Origin of the sequence: Micromonospora sp. CPCC 206171, from assembly GCF_036906755.1 — a bacterium.
GTDB classification, from domain to species: Bacteria; Actinomycetota; Actinomycetes; order Mycobacteriales; family Micromonosporaceae; genus Micromonospora; species Micromonospora purpureochromogenes.
In genome coordinates this window covers 112,250-127,071 of the sequence record NZ_JBAKHT010000015.1, presented here as the reverse complement: position 1 = coordinate 127,071, position 14,822 = coordinate 112,250, and the positions used below count along the sequence as shown (strand labels likewise).

11 protein-coding genes are annotated in these 14,822 nt (G+C 74.3%); 9 read left to right on the top strand and 2 right to left on the bottom strand.

Features of this window, described 5'->3' with window-relative positions; genetic code table 11:
• Positions 1-143 precede the first annotated feature (143 nt).
• The 8 genes from V6U89_RS18615 to V6U89_RS18580 are packed head-to-tail and all read left to right on the top strand — an operon-like array spanning position 144 to position 10,480.
• Positions 144-1,541, top strand: coding sequence for an extracellular solute-binding protein (locus V6U89_RS18615; protein ID WP_334572532.1), 1,398 nt, complete (start codon positions 144-146; stop codon positions 1,539-1,541).
• Positions 1,516-2,463 (top strand): carbohydrate ABC transporter permease, encoded by a 948-nt coding sequence (locus V6U89_RS18610; protein ID WP_210778671.1) that lies wholly within the window; start codon positions 1,516-1,518, stop codon positions 2,461-2,463. The genes V6U89_RS18615 and V6U89_RS18610 overlap by 26 nt, the downstream gene beginning before the upstream one ends.
• Positions 2,460-3,338: a carbohydrate ABC transporter permease gene (locus V6U89_RS18605; protein WP_334572530.1), complete on the top strand. Its 879-nt coding sequence runs from the start codon at positions 2,460-2,462 to the stop codon at positions 3,336-3,338. Before V6U89_RS18610 ends, V6U89_RS18605 begins: the two co-directional genes overlap by 4 nt.
• A complete protein-coding gene (locus V6U89_RS18600; RefSeq protein ID WP_334572529.1) occupies positions 3,338-4,474 on the top strand; it encodes an ABC transporter ATP-binding protein in 1,137 nt (378 codons plus the stop codon). Before V6U89_RS18605 ends, V6U89_RS18600 begins: the two co-directional genes overlap by 1 nt.
• Before the next feature lie 3 nt (positions 4,475-4,477).
• Complete coding sequence (locus V6U89_RS18595) at positions 4,478-5,686, top strand: CehA/McbA family metallohydrolase (RefSeq protein ID WP_334572528.1); 1,209 nt, start codon at positions 4,478-4,480, stop codon at positions 5,684-5,686.
• On the top strand, positions 5,677-6,588 hold the full coding sequence (locus V6U89_RS18590) for a sugar phosphate isomerase/epimerase family protein (protein WP_334572527.1): 912 nt from the start codon (positions 5,677-5,679) through the stop codon (positions 6,586-6,588). Before V6U89_RS18595 ends, V6U89_RS18590 begins: the two co-directional genes overlap by 10 nt.
• Positions 6,585-7,733 (top strand): Gfo/Idh/MocA family protein, encoded by a 1,149-nt coding sequence (locus V6U89_RS18585; protein WP_334572526.1) that lies wholly within the window; start codon positions 6,585-6,587, stop codon positions 7,731-7,733. Before V6U89_RS18590 ends, V6U89_RS18585 begins: the two co-directional genes overlap by 4 nt.
• Positions 7,730-10,480 (top strand): hypothetical protein, encoded by a 2,751-nt coding sequence (locus V6U89_RS18580; RefSeq protein ID WP_334572525.1) that lies wholly within the window; start codon positions 7,730-7,732, stop codon positions 10,478-10,480. The genes V6U89_RS18585 and V6U89_RS18580 overlap by 4 nt, the downstream gene beginning before the upstream one ends.
• A gap of 42 nt (positions 10,481-10,522) precedes the next feature.
• On the opposite strand, the gene V6U89_RS18575 is transcribed toward V6U89_RS18580, so the two are convergent.
• The gene (locus V6U89_RS18575; protein WP_334572524.1) at positions 10,523-12,535 is read right to left on the bottom strand and encodes a translation factor GTPase family protein; all 2,013 of its coding nucleotides are present in this window, start codon (positions 12,533-12,535) and stop codon (positions 10,523-10,525) included.
• Between the two features lie 261 nt (positions 12,536-12,796).
• On the opposite strand from V6U89_RS18575, the gene V6U89_RS18570 reads away from it, so the two are divergent.
• Positions 12,797-14,059 carry a hypothetical protein gene (locus V6U89_RS18570; protein WP_334572522.1) on the top strand — a complete coding sequence of 421 codons (1,263 nt, stop codon included), beginning with the start codon at positions 12,797-12,799 and terminating at the stop codon, positions 14,057-14,059.
• 165 nt (positions 14,060-14,224) lie between these two features.
• Here V6U89_RS18570 and V6U89_RS18565 read toward each other — a convergent pair whose 3' ends face one another.
• Positions 14,225-14,788: a PadR family transcriptional regulator gene (locus tag V6U89_RS18565; protein ID WP_334572520.1), complete on the bottom strand. Its 564-nt coding sequence runs from the start codon at positions 14,786-14,788 to the stop codon at positions 14,225-14,227.
• Positions 14,789-14,822 lie beyond the last annotated feature (34 nt).

The window sequence follows — 14,822 nt, the reverse complement described above, 5'->3', positions numbered from 1 at the left end:
TGTTTCGGGCTCATTTCAGTGACAGGTATTTACGTCGTCAGGCTGTCATGACATTGTGGCCGCAAACACCGCCGGCGGCGGACGTGCGGCCGGCGGGCGACCCGCGAGTCTCTTCGAAGTCTCCTTGCGAAGGGAAGCAGCCCATGACATCCAAGCCGAGACGCGCAGCGGGCGTGCTCGCCGCGTTCACCACCCTTGCCCTGGGCCTGACGGCCTGCGGCGACTCGTCCGAGCCGGCCGGCAAGGACGCCAAGAACATCACCCTCACGATCTCCGCCAACTCCATCGTGGGCGGCAAGAACTCCGCCGGCGCGGAGTGGATCGAGAAGTGGGTCATCCCCCGGTTCGTCGAGGCGCAGAAGGCCAAGGGCGTCACCGCCAAGGTGACGTTCGTGCCCAGCGGCGTCGACGACGAGCAGTACAAGACCAAGCTGGCCCTGGACCTGCGCTCCAAGGGCGGCGCCGACGTGATCGCGGTGGACGGCATCTGGGTGGGCGAGTTCGTCCAGGCCGGCTACCTCAAGCCGCTGTCCGAGGTGGCCGGTGACCAGGCTGACTCCTGGGAGGGCTGGTCGCAGATCCCGGAGACCGTGCAGGGCCTCGGCAGCTTCGAGGACAAGCGCTACGGCATCCCGCTCGGCACCGACGGCCGGGTCCTCTACTACAACAAGAAGCTCTTCGCCCAGGCCGGCCTGCCCGCCGACTGGCAGCCGAAGAGCTGGCAGGAGATCCTCGACGCCGGCGCCAAGCTCAAGGCGCTGCCCGGGGTGACCCCGATCCAGATCAACGCCGGCACCGCGATGGGCGAGGCGACCTCCATGCAGGGCGCGCTGCCGCTGCTGGTCGGCGCCGGCGGCGAGATCTACAAGGACGGCAAGTGGGCCGGGGCCAGCCAGCCGGTCAAGGACATGCTCGACTTCTACACGAAGATCTACGGCGGCGGCCTGGGCGATCCCAAGCTGCAACAGGAGGCGAAGGGTCGCGACAAGTCCTTCGCCGAGTTCGCCGCCAACAAGATCGGCATTCTGGCCGAGGGCGACTACTTCTGGCGCAGCGTCATCAACCCGAGCACCGGCATCGCCAAGATGGCCGACCGGGACACCGCCGTCGGGTACGCGATGATCCCCGCCAAGCAGCCCGGCGCGGGCATCCGCGGGCAGGACTTCGTCAGCATGTCCGGCGGCGGCGTACGGGTGCTCAACCCGAACTCCAAGTTCCCGTCCCAGGCCTGGGAGCTGCTGTCGTTCATGCACTCGGCGGAGGCGGTCAAGGCCGAACTCGCCGGCGAGGCACGGATCACCGCGCGGATGGACGTCAACAAGGAGGTCCTCGCTGGCGACCCGATGCTGAGCTTCGTCACCGAGAAGGTCCTCCCGGTCACCGCGTACCGGCCGCCGCTGGCGGTGTACCCGCAGGTGTCGGTGGCGCTGCAGGAGGCGACCGCCGCCGCCGCGTCGGGCCGCAGCGCCGACGAGGCCGCCGGGGCGTACCAGAAGAAGCTGGAAGGGATCGTCGGTGGCGCAGGTAACGTCACCTCCTGACCAGGTGGTGGAGGGGAGGCGCCCGGAGACGGGCGCCTCCCCCGCCCCCGACGCCGCCGGCCTGGGCCGGGCCCGGGCCACCGGGTTCCTCGTGCCCAGCATGGTGCTGATCCTGCTCTTCCTGGTGGTGCCGGCCGCCTGGACGATCTACCTGGGCGTGACCAACTACCGGCTGACCGGCCTGGCCGCCGCCAACCCGGAGATCGTCGGCCTGGACAACTACACCCGGGCCCTGAGCGACGAACGGTTCCGCTCCTCGCTGGTGCTGACCCTGCAGTTCGTGCTCGGCTCGGCGGTCATCGGCCAGGCCGGGCTCGGCTTCGCCATCGCCTTCGCGCTGCGCGACCGGCGCGGCCCGCTGCGCCGGGTGGTCGAGGCATTCGTCCTGCTCTCCTGGATCCTGCCCAGCTCGGTGGTGGCCTTCCTCTGGATCGCCCTGCTCGACCGGGACGGCGGCACCCTCAACACGCTGCTCGGCATCCCGGGCACGGCCTGGCTGCTCGACCACCCGATGCTGTCGATCATCGTGTTCAACACCTGGCGCGGCACCGCGTTCTCGATGATGCTCTACGCCGCCGCCCTGGAGAACGTGCCCCGCTCCCACCTGGAGACCGCCCGGCTGGCCGGCGCGTCCACCTGGCAGCAACTGCGCGACGTGGTCTTCCCCCGCATCCGGGGGCACGTGCTGACCAACCTCCTGCTGATCAGCCTCTGGACGTTCAACGACTTCGCGCCGTTCCTCATCACCGCCGGCGGTCCCGAGCAGCGCTCGGAGATCCTCCCGGTCTACGTCTACAAGGTGGCGCTCTCCGGCGGTGAACTCGGCTTCGGCGCCGCGATCTCGTTCGTCATGCTGCTGATCAACCTGGTCATCGCGCTGGTCTACCTGCGCATGCTAGGCCGGCGGAAGGAGACGGCGTGAGCAGCGCGACCAGCACGGCACCCACGCCGACCACCGAGCGGGAGGCCGGCACGGAAGCCGTCCGGCACCTGCTCGGCCGGGTCGCCCGCTACACCTTCCTCTGCGCCGTCCTCGGGTTCTTCGCGCTGCCGCTGCTCTGGCTGGCCACCGCCCCGTTCGACGACACTCCGACGATCACCGCGTCGCTGCCGCGGTTCACCCTGGACAACTTCCGCGCGCTGCTCGACAACCCGTACGCGCTCAGCTCGCTGCTCAACTCCGTCTACCTGGCCGCCGGCACCGCGGCGCTGGTGGTGACGTTCGGGGCGCTGGCCGCGTACGCGCTGAGCCGGGTCCGGGTGCCCGGCCGCGACGCGCTGCTCTACGGGCTGCTGCTGCTCTCGTCGATCGTCACCGGCACGGCCACCATGGTGCCGCTGTTCGAGTTGGCGTTCCGACTCAACCTGATCGACTCCCGGCTCGGGGTCATCCTGATCCTCAGCGGCGGGCTGCTGCCCGCGGCGATCTTCATCCTCAAGGACTTCATGGACGCCACGCCGACGTCCTACGAGGAGTCCGCCCGGGTCTTCGGCGCCAGCCCGTTGCAGATCATGCGGCACATCGTGGTGCCGCTGGTCCGCCCCGGCCTGGCCACCGTCGGGGTGTGGGCGGTCGCCAACGTCTGGGGCAACTTCCTGGTGCCGTTCCTGCTGCTGCGCGGGCCGGAGAAGGCCCCCGCCGCGGTGATCATGTACACCCTCTACACCGAGGGCGGCCAGGCCGACCTGCGGTTGCTCTCCACGTTCTCGCTGCTCTACTCGCTGCCGGTGGCGCTCATGTTCGTCTTCGTCAGCAGCCGGTACGGATTCCGCTTCCACGGAGGGATCAAGCGCTGATGTCCGCCATCACCATGCGCGACCTGACCAAGGTCTACCCCAACGGGGTGCGGGCCCTGGACGCCCTCGACCTGGAGATCGCCGACGGCGAGTTCTTCGCGCTGCTCGGGCCGTCCGGCTGCGGCAAGACCACCCTGCTGCGCACCATCGCCGGGCTGGAGGTCGCCTCGGGCGGCAGCGTGCACATCGGTGAGCGCGCCGTGACCAACCTGCCGCCCGGCAAGCGGGACGTGGCGATGGTCTTCCAGGACTACGCGCTCTTCCCGCACATGACGGTGCAGGAGAACATCGCCTACCCGCTGCGGATCAAGAAGATGGACCGTCGCGGCCGCGCGGAGAAGGCGGCGGAGACCGCCGACGAGCTGGGCCTGTCCGCGCTGCTGCAGCGCCGCCCGGGGCAGCTCTCCGGCGGGCAGCAGCAGCGGGTCGCGCTGGCCCGGGCGATGGCCTGCCACCCGCAGGTGTTCCTCCTCGACGAACCGCTGTCCAACCTCGACGCCCGGCTGCGGCTGGAGGCGCGCACCTTCCTCAAGCGGCTGCAACGCGAACTGGGCGTCACCACCGTCTTCGTCACCCACGACCAGGCCGAGGCGCTCGCCCTCGCCGACCGGATCGCCGTCATGGAGGGCGGCCGGATCCGGCAGGTGGGCACCCCGACCGAGGTGTTCCGCCGCCCCGCCAACACCTTCGTCGCCGGGTTCATCGGCTCCACCCCGATGAACCTCGTCGACGCCGAGGCGCAGGACGGCGAACTGGCGGTCGCCGGCACCCGGCTGCCGATGCCCGACGACGTCCGGGACCGGGTGAGCGCCGGCGAGAAGCTCGTCTACGGGGTACGCCCCGAATACCTGGACTACTCCGCCGAACCGGTGCCGGGGGCGCTGAGCGGGCAGGTGGTCGTGGTGGAGAACCTGGGCAGCTTCTCGCTGGTCTCCCTCGACGTGGCCGGCGGGGGCGTCGCCGGGCTCGCGGGGACCAGCGTCCAGGTCGTCGTGCCGGAGGGGCGCGAACCCGAACCCGGTGACACCGGCTGGGTGGTGCCCCGGCCCGGCCGGTCGCTGCTCTACCGGGACGGCGAGCTGGTGAGTGGGGCGGCGGCGGCCGTGCCGGCCGCGCGTACCGGCGCGGAGGGGTGAGCCATGGCGGTGCACCGGGGCAGGTGGACGCTGGCCGACCGCGCCGAGAACGTGCTGCGGACCCTGCCGGTCACCGTGCCGCCGGGCACCGCCGCGCTCACCGTACGACTCGACTACCCCCGGCAGGCCGGGGTGCTCGACCTGGGCTGCCTCGGGCCGGCCGGCTTCCGGGGCTGGTCCGGCGGGGCCCGCGACGGCTACACGGTGGCCGCCGACTGGGCCACCCCCGGCTACCTGCCCGGTGAGCTGGAACCCGGCGAATGGCAGGTGCTGCTCCGGTTGCACCGCATCCCGCCGGAGGGCCTGAGCTACGAGGTCACCGCCACCACCGGCACCACCCGGCCGGACGTACCGACGCCGCCGGCGGCGCCACCGCGCCCGGACCGCCCGCCGCGCCGCGCGCTGCCCGGGGTGGACGGCCGGCGCTGGATCGCCGGGGACCTGCACGCGCACACCGTGCACAGCGACGGCGCGGCCACCATCGACGAGCTGGCCGCCCTCGCCGCCGCCCGGGGCCTGGACTTCCTCGCCGTCACCGACCACAACACCGTCAGCCACCACCCGTGGCTGCCCGCCGCCTCGGCCCGGTACGGCCTCACCCTGCTGCCCGGGCAGGAGGTGACCACCGACCGGGGACACGCCAACGTGTTCGGCCCGGTCGGCTGGGTCGACTTCCGGCAGCCGCCCGACGAGTGGCTGGCCGCGGCGGAGCGGGCCGGCGGGCTGATGTCGGTCAACCACCCCCTCGGCGGCGACTGCGCCTGGCGGCAGCCGCTGACGACACGTACCCGGTTGGCCGAGGTGTGGCACTCCGGTTGGTGGGACCGCACCTGGGGCGCCCCGCTCGCGTGGGCGCGGGCCTGGCGCCCGGACGTGGTGCCGATCGGGGGCAGCGACTTCCACCGCCCCGGCGACGACGCGCCGCCCGGCTCCCCCACCACCTGGCTGCTGGTCGACGAGGACCGCGAGCCGCAGGCGGCCGTGCTCGACGCGCTGCGGGCCGGTCGTACCGCCGTGTCCGCCGGCTCCGACGCGCCGCTGCTGCTGCGCCTCGGCGACGAACTGCTCGCCCTCGACGCGGACGGCACGCTGCTCGGCTACCCCGACGGCAGTCACCGCGTGGTCCACGGCGACCGGTGCCGGCTCCCGGCCGGCGAAGGCCTGCACGTCCTGGAATCGCACCGTATGGAGGTGGTCGCACTGTGCAGCTGAGCGAACGCACCCGGGTGGCCGGCGCACCGGTCAACCACGGCATCTACCAGCACGACGACCCGCTCCTCGACCCGGACGACCTGCTCGCGGCCCTGTCCCGCGACGGGTACGACGGGGTGGACTCCGGCCCGATCGGCTACCTCGGCACCGGCGAGGCGCTGGCCGGCCGGCTCGCGGCGACCGGCATCGGGCTCGCCGGCGGCTGGGTCGACCTGCGCTACACCGACCCGGACGGCTTCGGCGCGGACCTGGTCCAGCTCGACGCGGCGCTCGACGCGTTCACCGCCGTACCGGCCGACGACGCCCGGTTCGCCCCCCGGCCCACCCTGGCCTGTCCCGGCAACCCCGGCCGGATGGCCCGGCCCGGCACCCCACCCGACCTCACCTCGGTGCTGCCGGCCACCGCCTGGCCGGAGTTCGCCGCCCGGGTGCAGCAGGCCGCCGACCGGTGCCGGGACCGGGGACTGGAACCGGTGTTCCACTACCACCTCGGCACCGACGTGGAGACCGAGGCCGAGGCCGATCGGCTGCTCGAACTCACCGACATCGCGGTCTGCCTGGACACCGGGCACCTGCTGCTGGCCGGCGGAGACCCGGTCGCGGCGGTCCACCGGTGGGCCGGCCGGATCGGGCAGGTGCACCTCAAGGACGCCGACCTGGCGGTCCACGAGCGGGTCCGGGCGGCCGGCGGTGGCCTGGCCGACGTGGTCGCCGCCGGTGGCTTCTGCGCCCTGGGCGCCGGCGACGTCGACTTCGCCGGGGTGCTCGCCGGCCTCGACGCCATCGGCTACACCGGCTGGCTGGTGATCGAACAGGACGCGCCGGCGCACGGGCGGGACCTCGACCGGACGCTGGCCGACCAGCGCGCCAACCGGCGCTGGCTCGAGGAGGCGCTGCGATGACCGAACCGGGCAAGCGGATCCGGATCGCCGTCGCCGGGCTGGGCATCATCGCCCGTACGGTGCACCTGCCGCTGCTGCAACGCCGCGCCGACCTGTTCGAGATCGTCGCGCTCGGCGACCTCTCCCCCACCCGGGTGGCCGAGCTGGGCGGCCGGTACGGCATCGAGCCGGGCCGCCGGTACACCGACGCCGCCGCGATGCTGGCCGACGGCGGGTACGACGCGCTGCTGCTGGCGACCTCCGGCTCGCACGGTGAGCTGGCCGCGGCGGCGCTGCGCGCGGGCCTGCCGGTGCTCTGCGAGAAGCCGCTGGCCTACACGCTGGCGGAAGCGGCCCGGCTGACCGAGCTGAGCGGCGGCGCGCCGGCGCTGATGGTCGGCTACATGAAGCAGTACGACCCGGCGGTGACCGAGGCCGCCCGGCTGCTCGACGAGTGGGGCGGGGCCGAGCGGATCCACGCCGTGGAGGTGAGCGTGCTGCACGCCGGCGGCGACCGGCAGCTCGCCTTCGCCAACCTGCCCCCGGCCCCCGCGGACGTGCCGCCCGGCGAGGTGGCCCGGCTGCGCGCCGCCGACACCGCGCTGCTCGACGCCGCGGTCGGCGGTGACCCGGGCGCCCGCACCCTCTACCAGATCCTGATCAACAGCATCTCCCACGACCTGTCCCTGCTGCGGCTCTTCACCGGCGCGCCGGCCAGCGTGGAGCACGTCGCGACCTGGCCGCTGGCGCCGGACGGGCCGGCGGAGCCGTCGGTGGAGATCAGCGGGCGGCTGCCGGGCGGGGCCCGCTACGGCATCCGCTGGCTCAACCTGCCCGACTACCCGGCCTACCGGGAGACGGTGACCCTGCACCACGCCCGGGGCTCGCTGGAACTGGTCTTCCCGTCGCCGTACCTGCTCAACGCGCCCACCACGTTGACCCTGGTGGAGACGCACGGCGACGGCGAGCGGCGGGCGGCGTTCCGGTCGGTGACCGAGGCGTTCGAGCAGGAGCTGGTCGCCTTCCACGCGATGGTCACCGCAGGCGCGCCGCCGCTGACCGGGATCGCCGAGGGCGCGACCGACGTACGGACCAGCCAACAGGTGGTGCGCCGCTTCGGTGAGCTGACCGGGGCGGCGATCGGCGGAGAGGCGGCCAGCTCATGACACGACCGACCGACATCATCGTCGTGCCGCACACCCACTGGGACCGGGAGTGGTACGAGCCGTTCCAGCGGTTCCGGCTGCGGCTGGTGGCGCTGCTGGACGACGTGTTCGACCGGATGGAACGCGACGAGCGGCAGCGGTTCACCCTCGACGGGCAGCTCGCCGCGGTCGACGACTACCTGGAGGTGCGCCCGGAGCGGCGCGAGCAGGTGATCGCCCTGGTCCGCGCCGGACGGCTGGCGGTCGGGCCGTGGCAGATCCTGCTCGACGAGTTCCTCTGCTCCGGCGAGAACATCGTCCGCAACCTGGAGCGCGGGCTGACCCGCAGCGCGGAGCTGGGCGGGGCCATGCCGGTCGGCTACCTGCCCGACATGTTCGGCCACATCGCCCAGATGCCGCAGCTGCTGGCCGGGGCCGGGCTGGCCCACGCCTGCGTGTTCCGGGGCGTACCCGACCGGGTCCGCACCCACGCGTTCGCCTGGCAGGCGCCGGACGGCACCACGGTGCGCACCGAGTACCTGCCCGGCGGGTACGGCAACGCGGCCGGCCTGATGGACGACGCCGCCCTGGTCACCCGCCGGGCCACCGACCTGGCCGACCGGCTCGGCGGCTGGCGACCCGAGGGCGCCACCGGCCCGACCCTGGCCATGTACGGCACCGACCACGCCGCGCCGGCCCCGGACGCCCCCGACCTGCTCGCCGCCGCCGACGTCGACGGCATCCGGTTCCGGCTCGGCACGCTCGCCGAGTACTTCGCCGCCCAGCCGACCACCGTGGACGGGCTGCCCACCGTACGCGGGGAGCTGCGCTCGCACGCCCGGGCGAACATCCTGCCCGGCGTGATCTCCGTGCGCGCCCACCTGAAGCAGGCGATGGGTCGCGCCGAGCGCCGGGTCGAGCGGTACGCCGAACCGCTCGCCGCGCTCTGGCACGACCGGTCCGTGCAGCGCTTCCTGGACATGGCGTGGACCCGGCTGATCGACGCGAGCTGCCACGACTCGGTGACCGGGTGCGGCTGCGACGAGACCGCCGAGCAGGTGGCCGCCCGGCTGGCCGAGGCCGACCAGCTCGGCCGGGCGGTCTGCGACCTGGTCGGGGCCCGGCTGGCCGCCGCCGTGCCGCGCGACGGGTACCTGGTGTTCAACCCCGGCCCGACCGCCCGGACCGCGCTGGTGCGCCTCGACGTCGAGGCGCCCGACGGCGCGGCGGTGGGGCTCGCCGGCGCGGACGGCACGACGGTGGCCGCGCAGGTCCTCGACCGGGCCCGGACGCTGCTCGCCGACGACCTGGTGCCGGCCGTCGACCTGCCCGGGGTGCTCACCCGGGTGCACGGCCGGGAGCTCTACGGCCAGGAGGTCACCCGGTGGTCGGTGTCGCCGGCCGACGCCACCCTCACCTTCGAGGTGGCCCGGCACGGCGACCCCGCCTTCGACGTGGAGGACGTCCGGCTGGCACTGGCCGACGCCGGCCGGCCGGACCACTGGCGGGTCCGCATCCTCGCCGCGCCCCGGCTGACCGTCGCCGCGCTGGTCGACGTGCCTGCGCTCGGCCACGCCGCGGTGCGGCCGGTCCCGCTGCCGGCCGGCGCCGCCCCGCTGACCGCCCCGGTCACCGTCGCCGACCGGAGCCTGGACAACGGACTGCTGCGCGTCGACGTCGCCGAGGACGGCACGCTGCGGCTGTCCACCCGGGACGGCGTCACGGTGGACGGGGTGGGCCGGATCGTCGACGGCGGCGACGTGGGCGACAGCTACAACTACGCCCCGCCGGCCGCCGACGAGCTGGTCGACAAGCCGCGCGCGGTACGCACGGTGGTGCGGCCCGCGGGTCCGCTGGTGGCCGTGGTGGACGTGGTCCGCGAGTACCGCTGGCCGGTGGCGGCCGACGTGGACGCCGGCTCCCGCGCGGTGGACCGGGAGGCCGTGGCGGTCACCACCCGGGTCGAGCTGCGCTCCGGCGAGCGGTTCGCCCGGCTGCGGATCGAGTTCGACAACCGCTGCGACGACCACCGGGTGCGGCTGCACCTGCCGCTGCCGTCCCCGGCCCGCACGTCGTACGCCGAGGGCCAGTTCGCGGTGGTGGAGCGCGGGCTGACCGCGGAGGGCGGCGGCGGTGAGGTGCCGCTGCCGACGTTCCCGGCGTCCGGGTTCGTGGCCGCCGGCGGGTCGGACGGCACGCTGGCGGTGCTGCTGACCCAGCCCACCGAGTACGAGCTGACCGACGCCGGGCGCGAGCTGGCCCTGACGGTGCTGCGGTCGATCGGGATGCTGTCGCGCAACCGGCACGCGCTGCGTGACGAGCCGGCCGGACCGCAGCTGCCCACCCCGTCGGCGCAGTGCCGGGGCGAGCGGACCGTCGAGCTGGCGGTGCTGCCGTTCCGGGGCGGGTGGCACGGGGCGGGGGTGACCGAGGCGGCCGAGGCGTACCGGCACGAGCCGCTGGCCTTCGCCGGCACGGCGCCGCCGTCCGTCGCGCTGCCGGCCCCGGCCACCGGGCTGTCGGTGACCGGTCCGGGGGTGGCGCTCACCAGCGTCCGGGACCGGCAGGGCCGGGTCGAGGTGCGGGTGGTGGCCGAGACCCCGACCGACACCGGGGCGGTCATCGGGGCCGGGCGGGCTGTCCGGGGGGCGTGGCGGGCCGACCTGCTCGGCCGGCCGGGCGAACGGCTGAGCGTCGACGCCGACGGTCTGGTCCGGCTGCCGTTGCGCGCCTGGGAGATCGCCACGGTGCAGCTCGACCTGGCCTGAGCGGCGGGCCGACCCGACGGGTGCCCCGATCCGGGGCACCCGTCACCGCTCGCCCCGCCGCGCCGTCACCCGGCGGGCGACGGCCAGCAGGTACTCCTTCCGGTCGGTCGGGTCGTGGTCGGTGCGGGGGCGGGTGGGCGGCTCGCCGTGGACCGGGCGGTGGTGGTCGAAGGTGGACTCGAAGATGCCCTCACCCCGGGTCAGCGTCGGCAGGCGCTGCTGCACGGCGTGCACCCGCCGCGCCGGGACGTCGCCCTCGACCACGTACGACGAGCCCCGTGCCAGCGTCGCGTGGGGCACCGCGTCCAGCCTGGCCAGCACGGGCAGGACGGCGCTGAGCGCGTCGCCCGGGAGCTCCAGCCGGAACCGGTGCATCGGCTCCGCCACCCGGGTGCCGGCGCGCCGCAGCGCCTCGACCAGCACCAGCGGGGTGAGGTTGCGGAAGTCCCCGGCGGTGCTGGACATGCTCTTGTCGAAGGTGCCGTGCGAGTGGCTCTGCCGGGCCCAGTACCCGGCGTGGGTCATCGTCACCTCGCAGTCGAGGACCTGCCAGCCGCGCAGCCCCTGGCGCAGCGTCGCCCGGACGGTCTCCTCGACCGCGGTGAAGAAGGCGGGCGGCATCGAGCCGAGTTCGACGCCGAGCCGGAAGCCGAACCCCGTGCCGGTCGCCGTGGGCGCCACGCGCAGACCCACGGTGGCCAGGAACGGGTTGGGCACCACCCCGATCAGCTCGACCGCCGCCCCGGTGCCGACCAGCCGTTCCACGAAGACCGTCGTCGTCTCCCGGAAGCCGACCGCCACGCCGTACTCCTCGGCGAGCGTCGCCTGGATGACCTCCTTCTGGACCTCGCCGTAGAGCGAGACGGTGATCTCCCGCCGCAGCTCGTCGACCCGCACGTTGATCAACGGGTCCTGTTCGGCGAGCTGGGTGAGCGCGGCGTGCAGGGCGCCCCGCTCCGCCTCCCGCTCCGGCACGACGACGGTCTCCAGGGTGGGCAGGGCGAAGTGGCGGCCGCCGGTGGATGCCGTGGGCCGCGCCGCCCCGACCGGGTCGCCGATCCGGACGTCGCCGAGGCCGCGCAGCAGCGCGATCCGGCCGGCGCCGACGGCGTCGTCGCGGACGGTCGCGCCGCGGTCGAAGACCTCGATCCCGGTGACCGTGGCGAGGCGTCCCGCACCGACCGGCAGCCGGTCCCGCACCCGTACGGTGCCACCGAAGAGCCGGACGTAGGCGATCCGCTCGCCCGAGGGGCCCCGCTGCACCTTGAAGACGGTGCCGGAGGTCGGGCCGTCGGCGCCCTCCTCGGCCACCGGCAACAGTTCGGTGAGGCCGGCGATCAGGGGTGCCACGCCCGCGCCGGTGATCGCGGAGCCGGCGAACACCGGGTGGACCAGCGCCTGTCGGGTCTGCGCCGCGAGGGCCCGGCGCAGCCGCCGTCCGGTCAGTCGCCGCTCGTCCTCGACGTACTCGGTCAGCAGCGCGTCGTCGTGCGCGGTGAGCAGGTCGAGCAGCCGCCGGGTGAAGCCCGGGTCGGTGTCGCGGTGGGGTACGCAGCGGGCCGCCGGCGTACCGGCGCCGTGCACCGCGCCCGTCGCCACCACGGCGGGGGTGAGCCGGGCGGCGAGGTCGCGCAGCACCCGGCCGGGATCGGCACCGGCCCGGTCGATCTTGTTGATGAAGATCAGGGTCGGCAGGCGCAGCCGCTGGAGCGTACGCATCAGCACCCGGGTCTGGGCCTGCACGCCCTCGACGGCGGAGACCACGAGCACCACACCGTCGAGCAGGTCGAGGACCCGTTCCACCTCGGCGATGAAGTCGGGGTGGCCGGGGGTGTCGATGAGGTTGACCGTGACCCCGTCGACGACGAAGGAGGCCACCGCGGACCGGATGGTGATGCCGCGTTGCCGCTCCAGGGCCATCGAGTCGGTGCGGGTGGTGCCGTCGTCCACGCTGCCCAGGTCGTCGATGACGCCGACGGCGTGCAGCAGGCGTTCGGTCAGGCTGGTCTTGCCGGCGTCAACATGCGCGAGGATGCCGATGTTCAAGGTCTTCACGGAGCGTCATGTCCTTCGGGTTGATGATCATTCCCAGGTGGGTGGACATGAACGCAGCGCGCATCTCTGATCCTTCGCGGTCGGTTGCGTGACCCGGCCAGTCGACCAGCGCGTCCGCCGGCCGGCAACCGAATAACACCGCCGACCCCGGCCCCGGGCCGGCGCTCGTGGGCCGGCGGGCCAAATCTCTCCTTTCGGAGCTAAAGGTACGCATCGATCCCCGGCGCGTGTCCTGGCGCGGCGCGAGGGGTTGTACTGGACGTGACGGCACACTCACCCACCACCATGCCGGCCCGGACACCCCGATGGCGGGTCAGCTGGGCAGAGCGCGAGAACGAGCGCCGCCGGCGCGCGTTCGACAGCGCGACCGCAGCCTGGCGCCGGCGCAACGACCACCTGGTCCGGCTGCGGATCGAGGCCGCCGGCTTCCACGGGTACGCGCACCCGCGGGACGGCCTGCCGATGGACCTGGGCCGCGACGAGGTCGTCTACCGGGTGCTGCCGACCGCGGAGCTGGCCGAGGCGGGGGCGCGGCACATCGTCGGGCTGCCCGCGCCGGAGTTGACCGTCACGGCGCCGGGCGCGCACCCGCCCCGGCCCGGGCTGCCGACGGGCGTGCGGGTCGTCGACGCGGGGATGGCCGTCGTGACCAACCACCGGGTCGTCTTCTCCGGCGGCGCGAGCTGCCGGGAATGGACGTACGCGGACATGGTGGGGCCGGCACACCACCCCGACGTCCCACTGACCCTGCTGCACACCGCCGACGGGGGTCCGCTCGCCGGGCTGCGCGTACCGGCCAACGCCACCGTGAACTTCCGCTTCTACCTGACCCTCGCCTTCGCGGCCGCCACCGGGCAGCGGGCCGCCGTCGCCGCGCAGGTCGACGCCCTGCTGGCCGGGCACCGGCACACGCGGCCGACGCCACCGGTACCGGCCGACCCGGCCCGGGCCCCGCTGACCGCGGTGCGCCCCGACCGCCCGGCGGTCGCCGCCGCCGCCGCCGTCGTCACGCTGGCGTACGCGACGCTGTCCGCCGGCACGTCGTCGATCGAGCAGGCCGGCCCGCCCTACCGGGCGGCTCTCGGGGCCAGCGGCACCGCCGGCACCGACCGGCCGGCCGCCGAGCGCGGCACCACCCCGAGCACCCCCGCCACGCCGGAAGCCCCGGACAGCGGCCCGGCCCCCTCGCCGACCGGCCCGACGACCACCGCGCCCACCGACGGCGGCACTCCCCGCGTGGCGGGACCGGTGCCGCGCCGGCCCCGGACGAGCGTGGCCGCCCCCGCGACAGGGGACGCGCCGACGGATCGAGTTCCGGGCCCCGCCCCGACCACCGCGCCGGCCCCGACGTCCACGCCGCCCCCGACCACCACGCCGCCCCCGACGACGACGCCGCCGCCGACCACCGCGCCCAGCCCGACCACCGCGTCACCGGCGCCCGAGGCCCCCATGGTCGACCTCTGCCTCGAACCCCTGAAGCTGCCACTGGTGCAGCGGCTGCTCTGCCCACCGACCAGCCGCTGAGCGGGCGGTGACCGCGCCCGGGTCGCCCCGTCCGCCGACCGGCGACCGCCACCGGGGACAGGCGGGGCCGTACCCTGATCGCCGGTTCAGCGCCCACGGTCGCCTCGGCCTACCGCGTGCCCCGCGGCGTTCGGAGGCGCTGCGCTGATGGCACTGCTGGCGGCGTCACCCCGGCAGCGGCGCCCGGGCGCGCAACAGCGCCGCGACCTGCTCGCACCACTCGCGGTTCTCCTGCTCGAACCGGCGGCCGCGTAGGCAGGTCAGGTACGGCCCGATCCGGTCGCCCTCGCGCAGGAACGTCTCCTCGTCCAGTTCGCCACGTAGCCGCTGCAGCATCCGATCGAAGATCTCCACCTTCGCCGCCGCCGTGACCGCACGCTCCTCGAGCTGGACGATGACCGGGGCCGGGTCCAGCCGGTCGACGGCCTGGACCATGACGAGCAGATCCTCCCGGATGGACGACGGCTTCGACGGCGTCGCGGTGAACGCGGCCAGCTCCGCGAGGCCGGCGTCGGTGACCGTGAACAGTCGCTTGTTGGGCCGGTCGTGCTGGATGACCTGCCGGCCGGAGATCAGCCCCTCGCGCTCCAGTTTGGCGAGCTCGGCGTAGAGCTGCTGGGGCACCGCGTACCAGAAGTTCGACAGCGACACATCGAAGGCCTTGGCCAGCTGATACCCGCTGTACTCGCCGTCGAGCAGGGCCGCCAGCACCGCGTGGCGCAACGCCATCGGCCACACCTCCCACTTCCCTCGCCGCATAGTC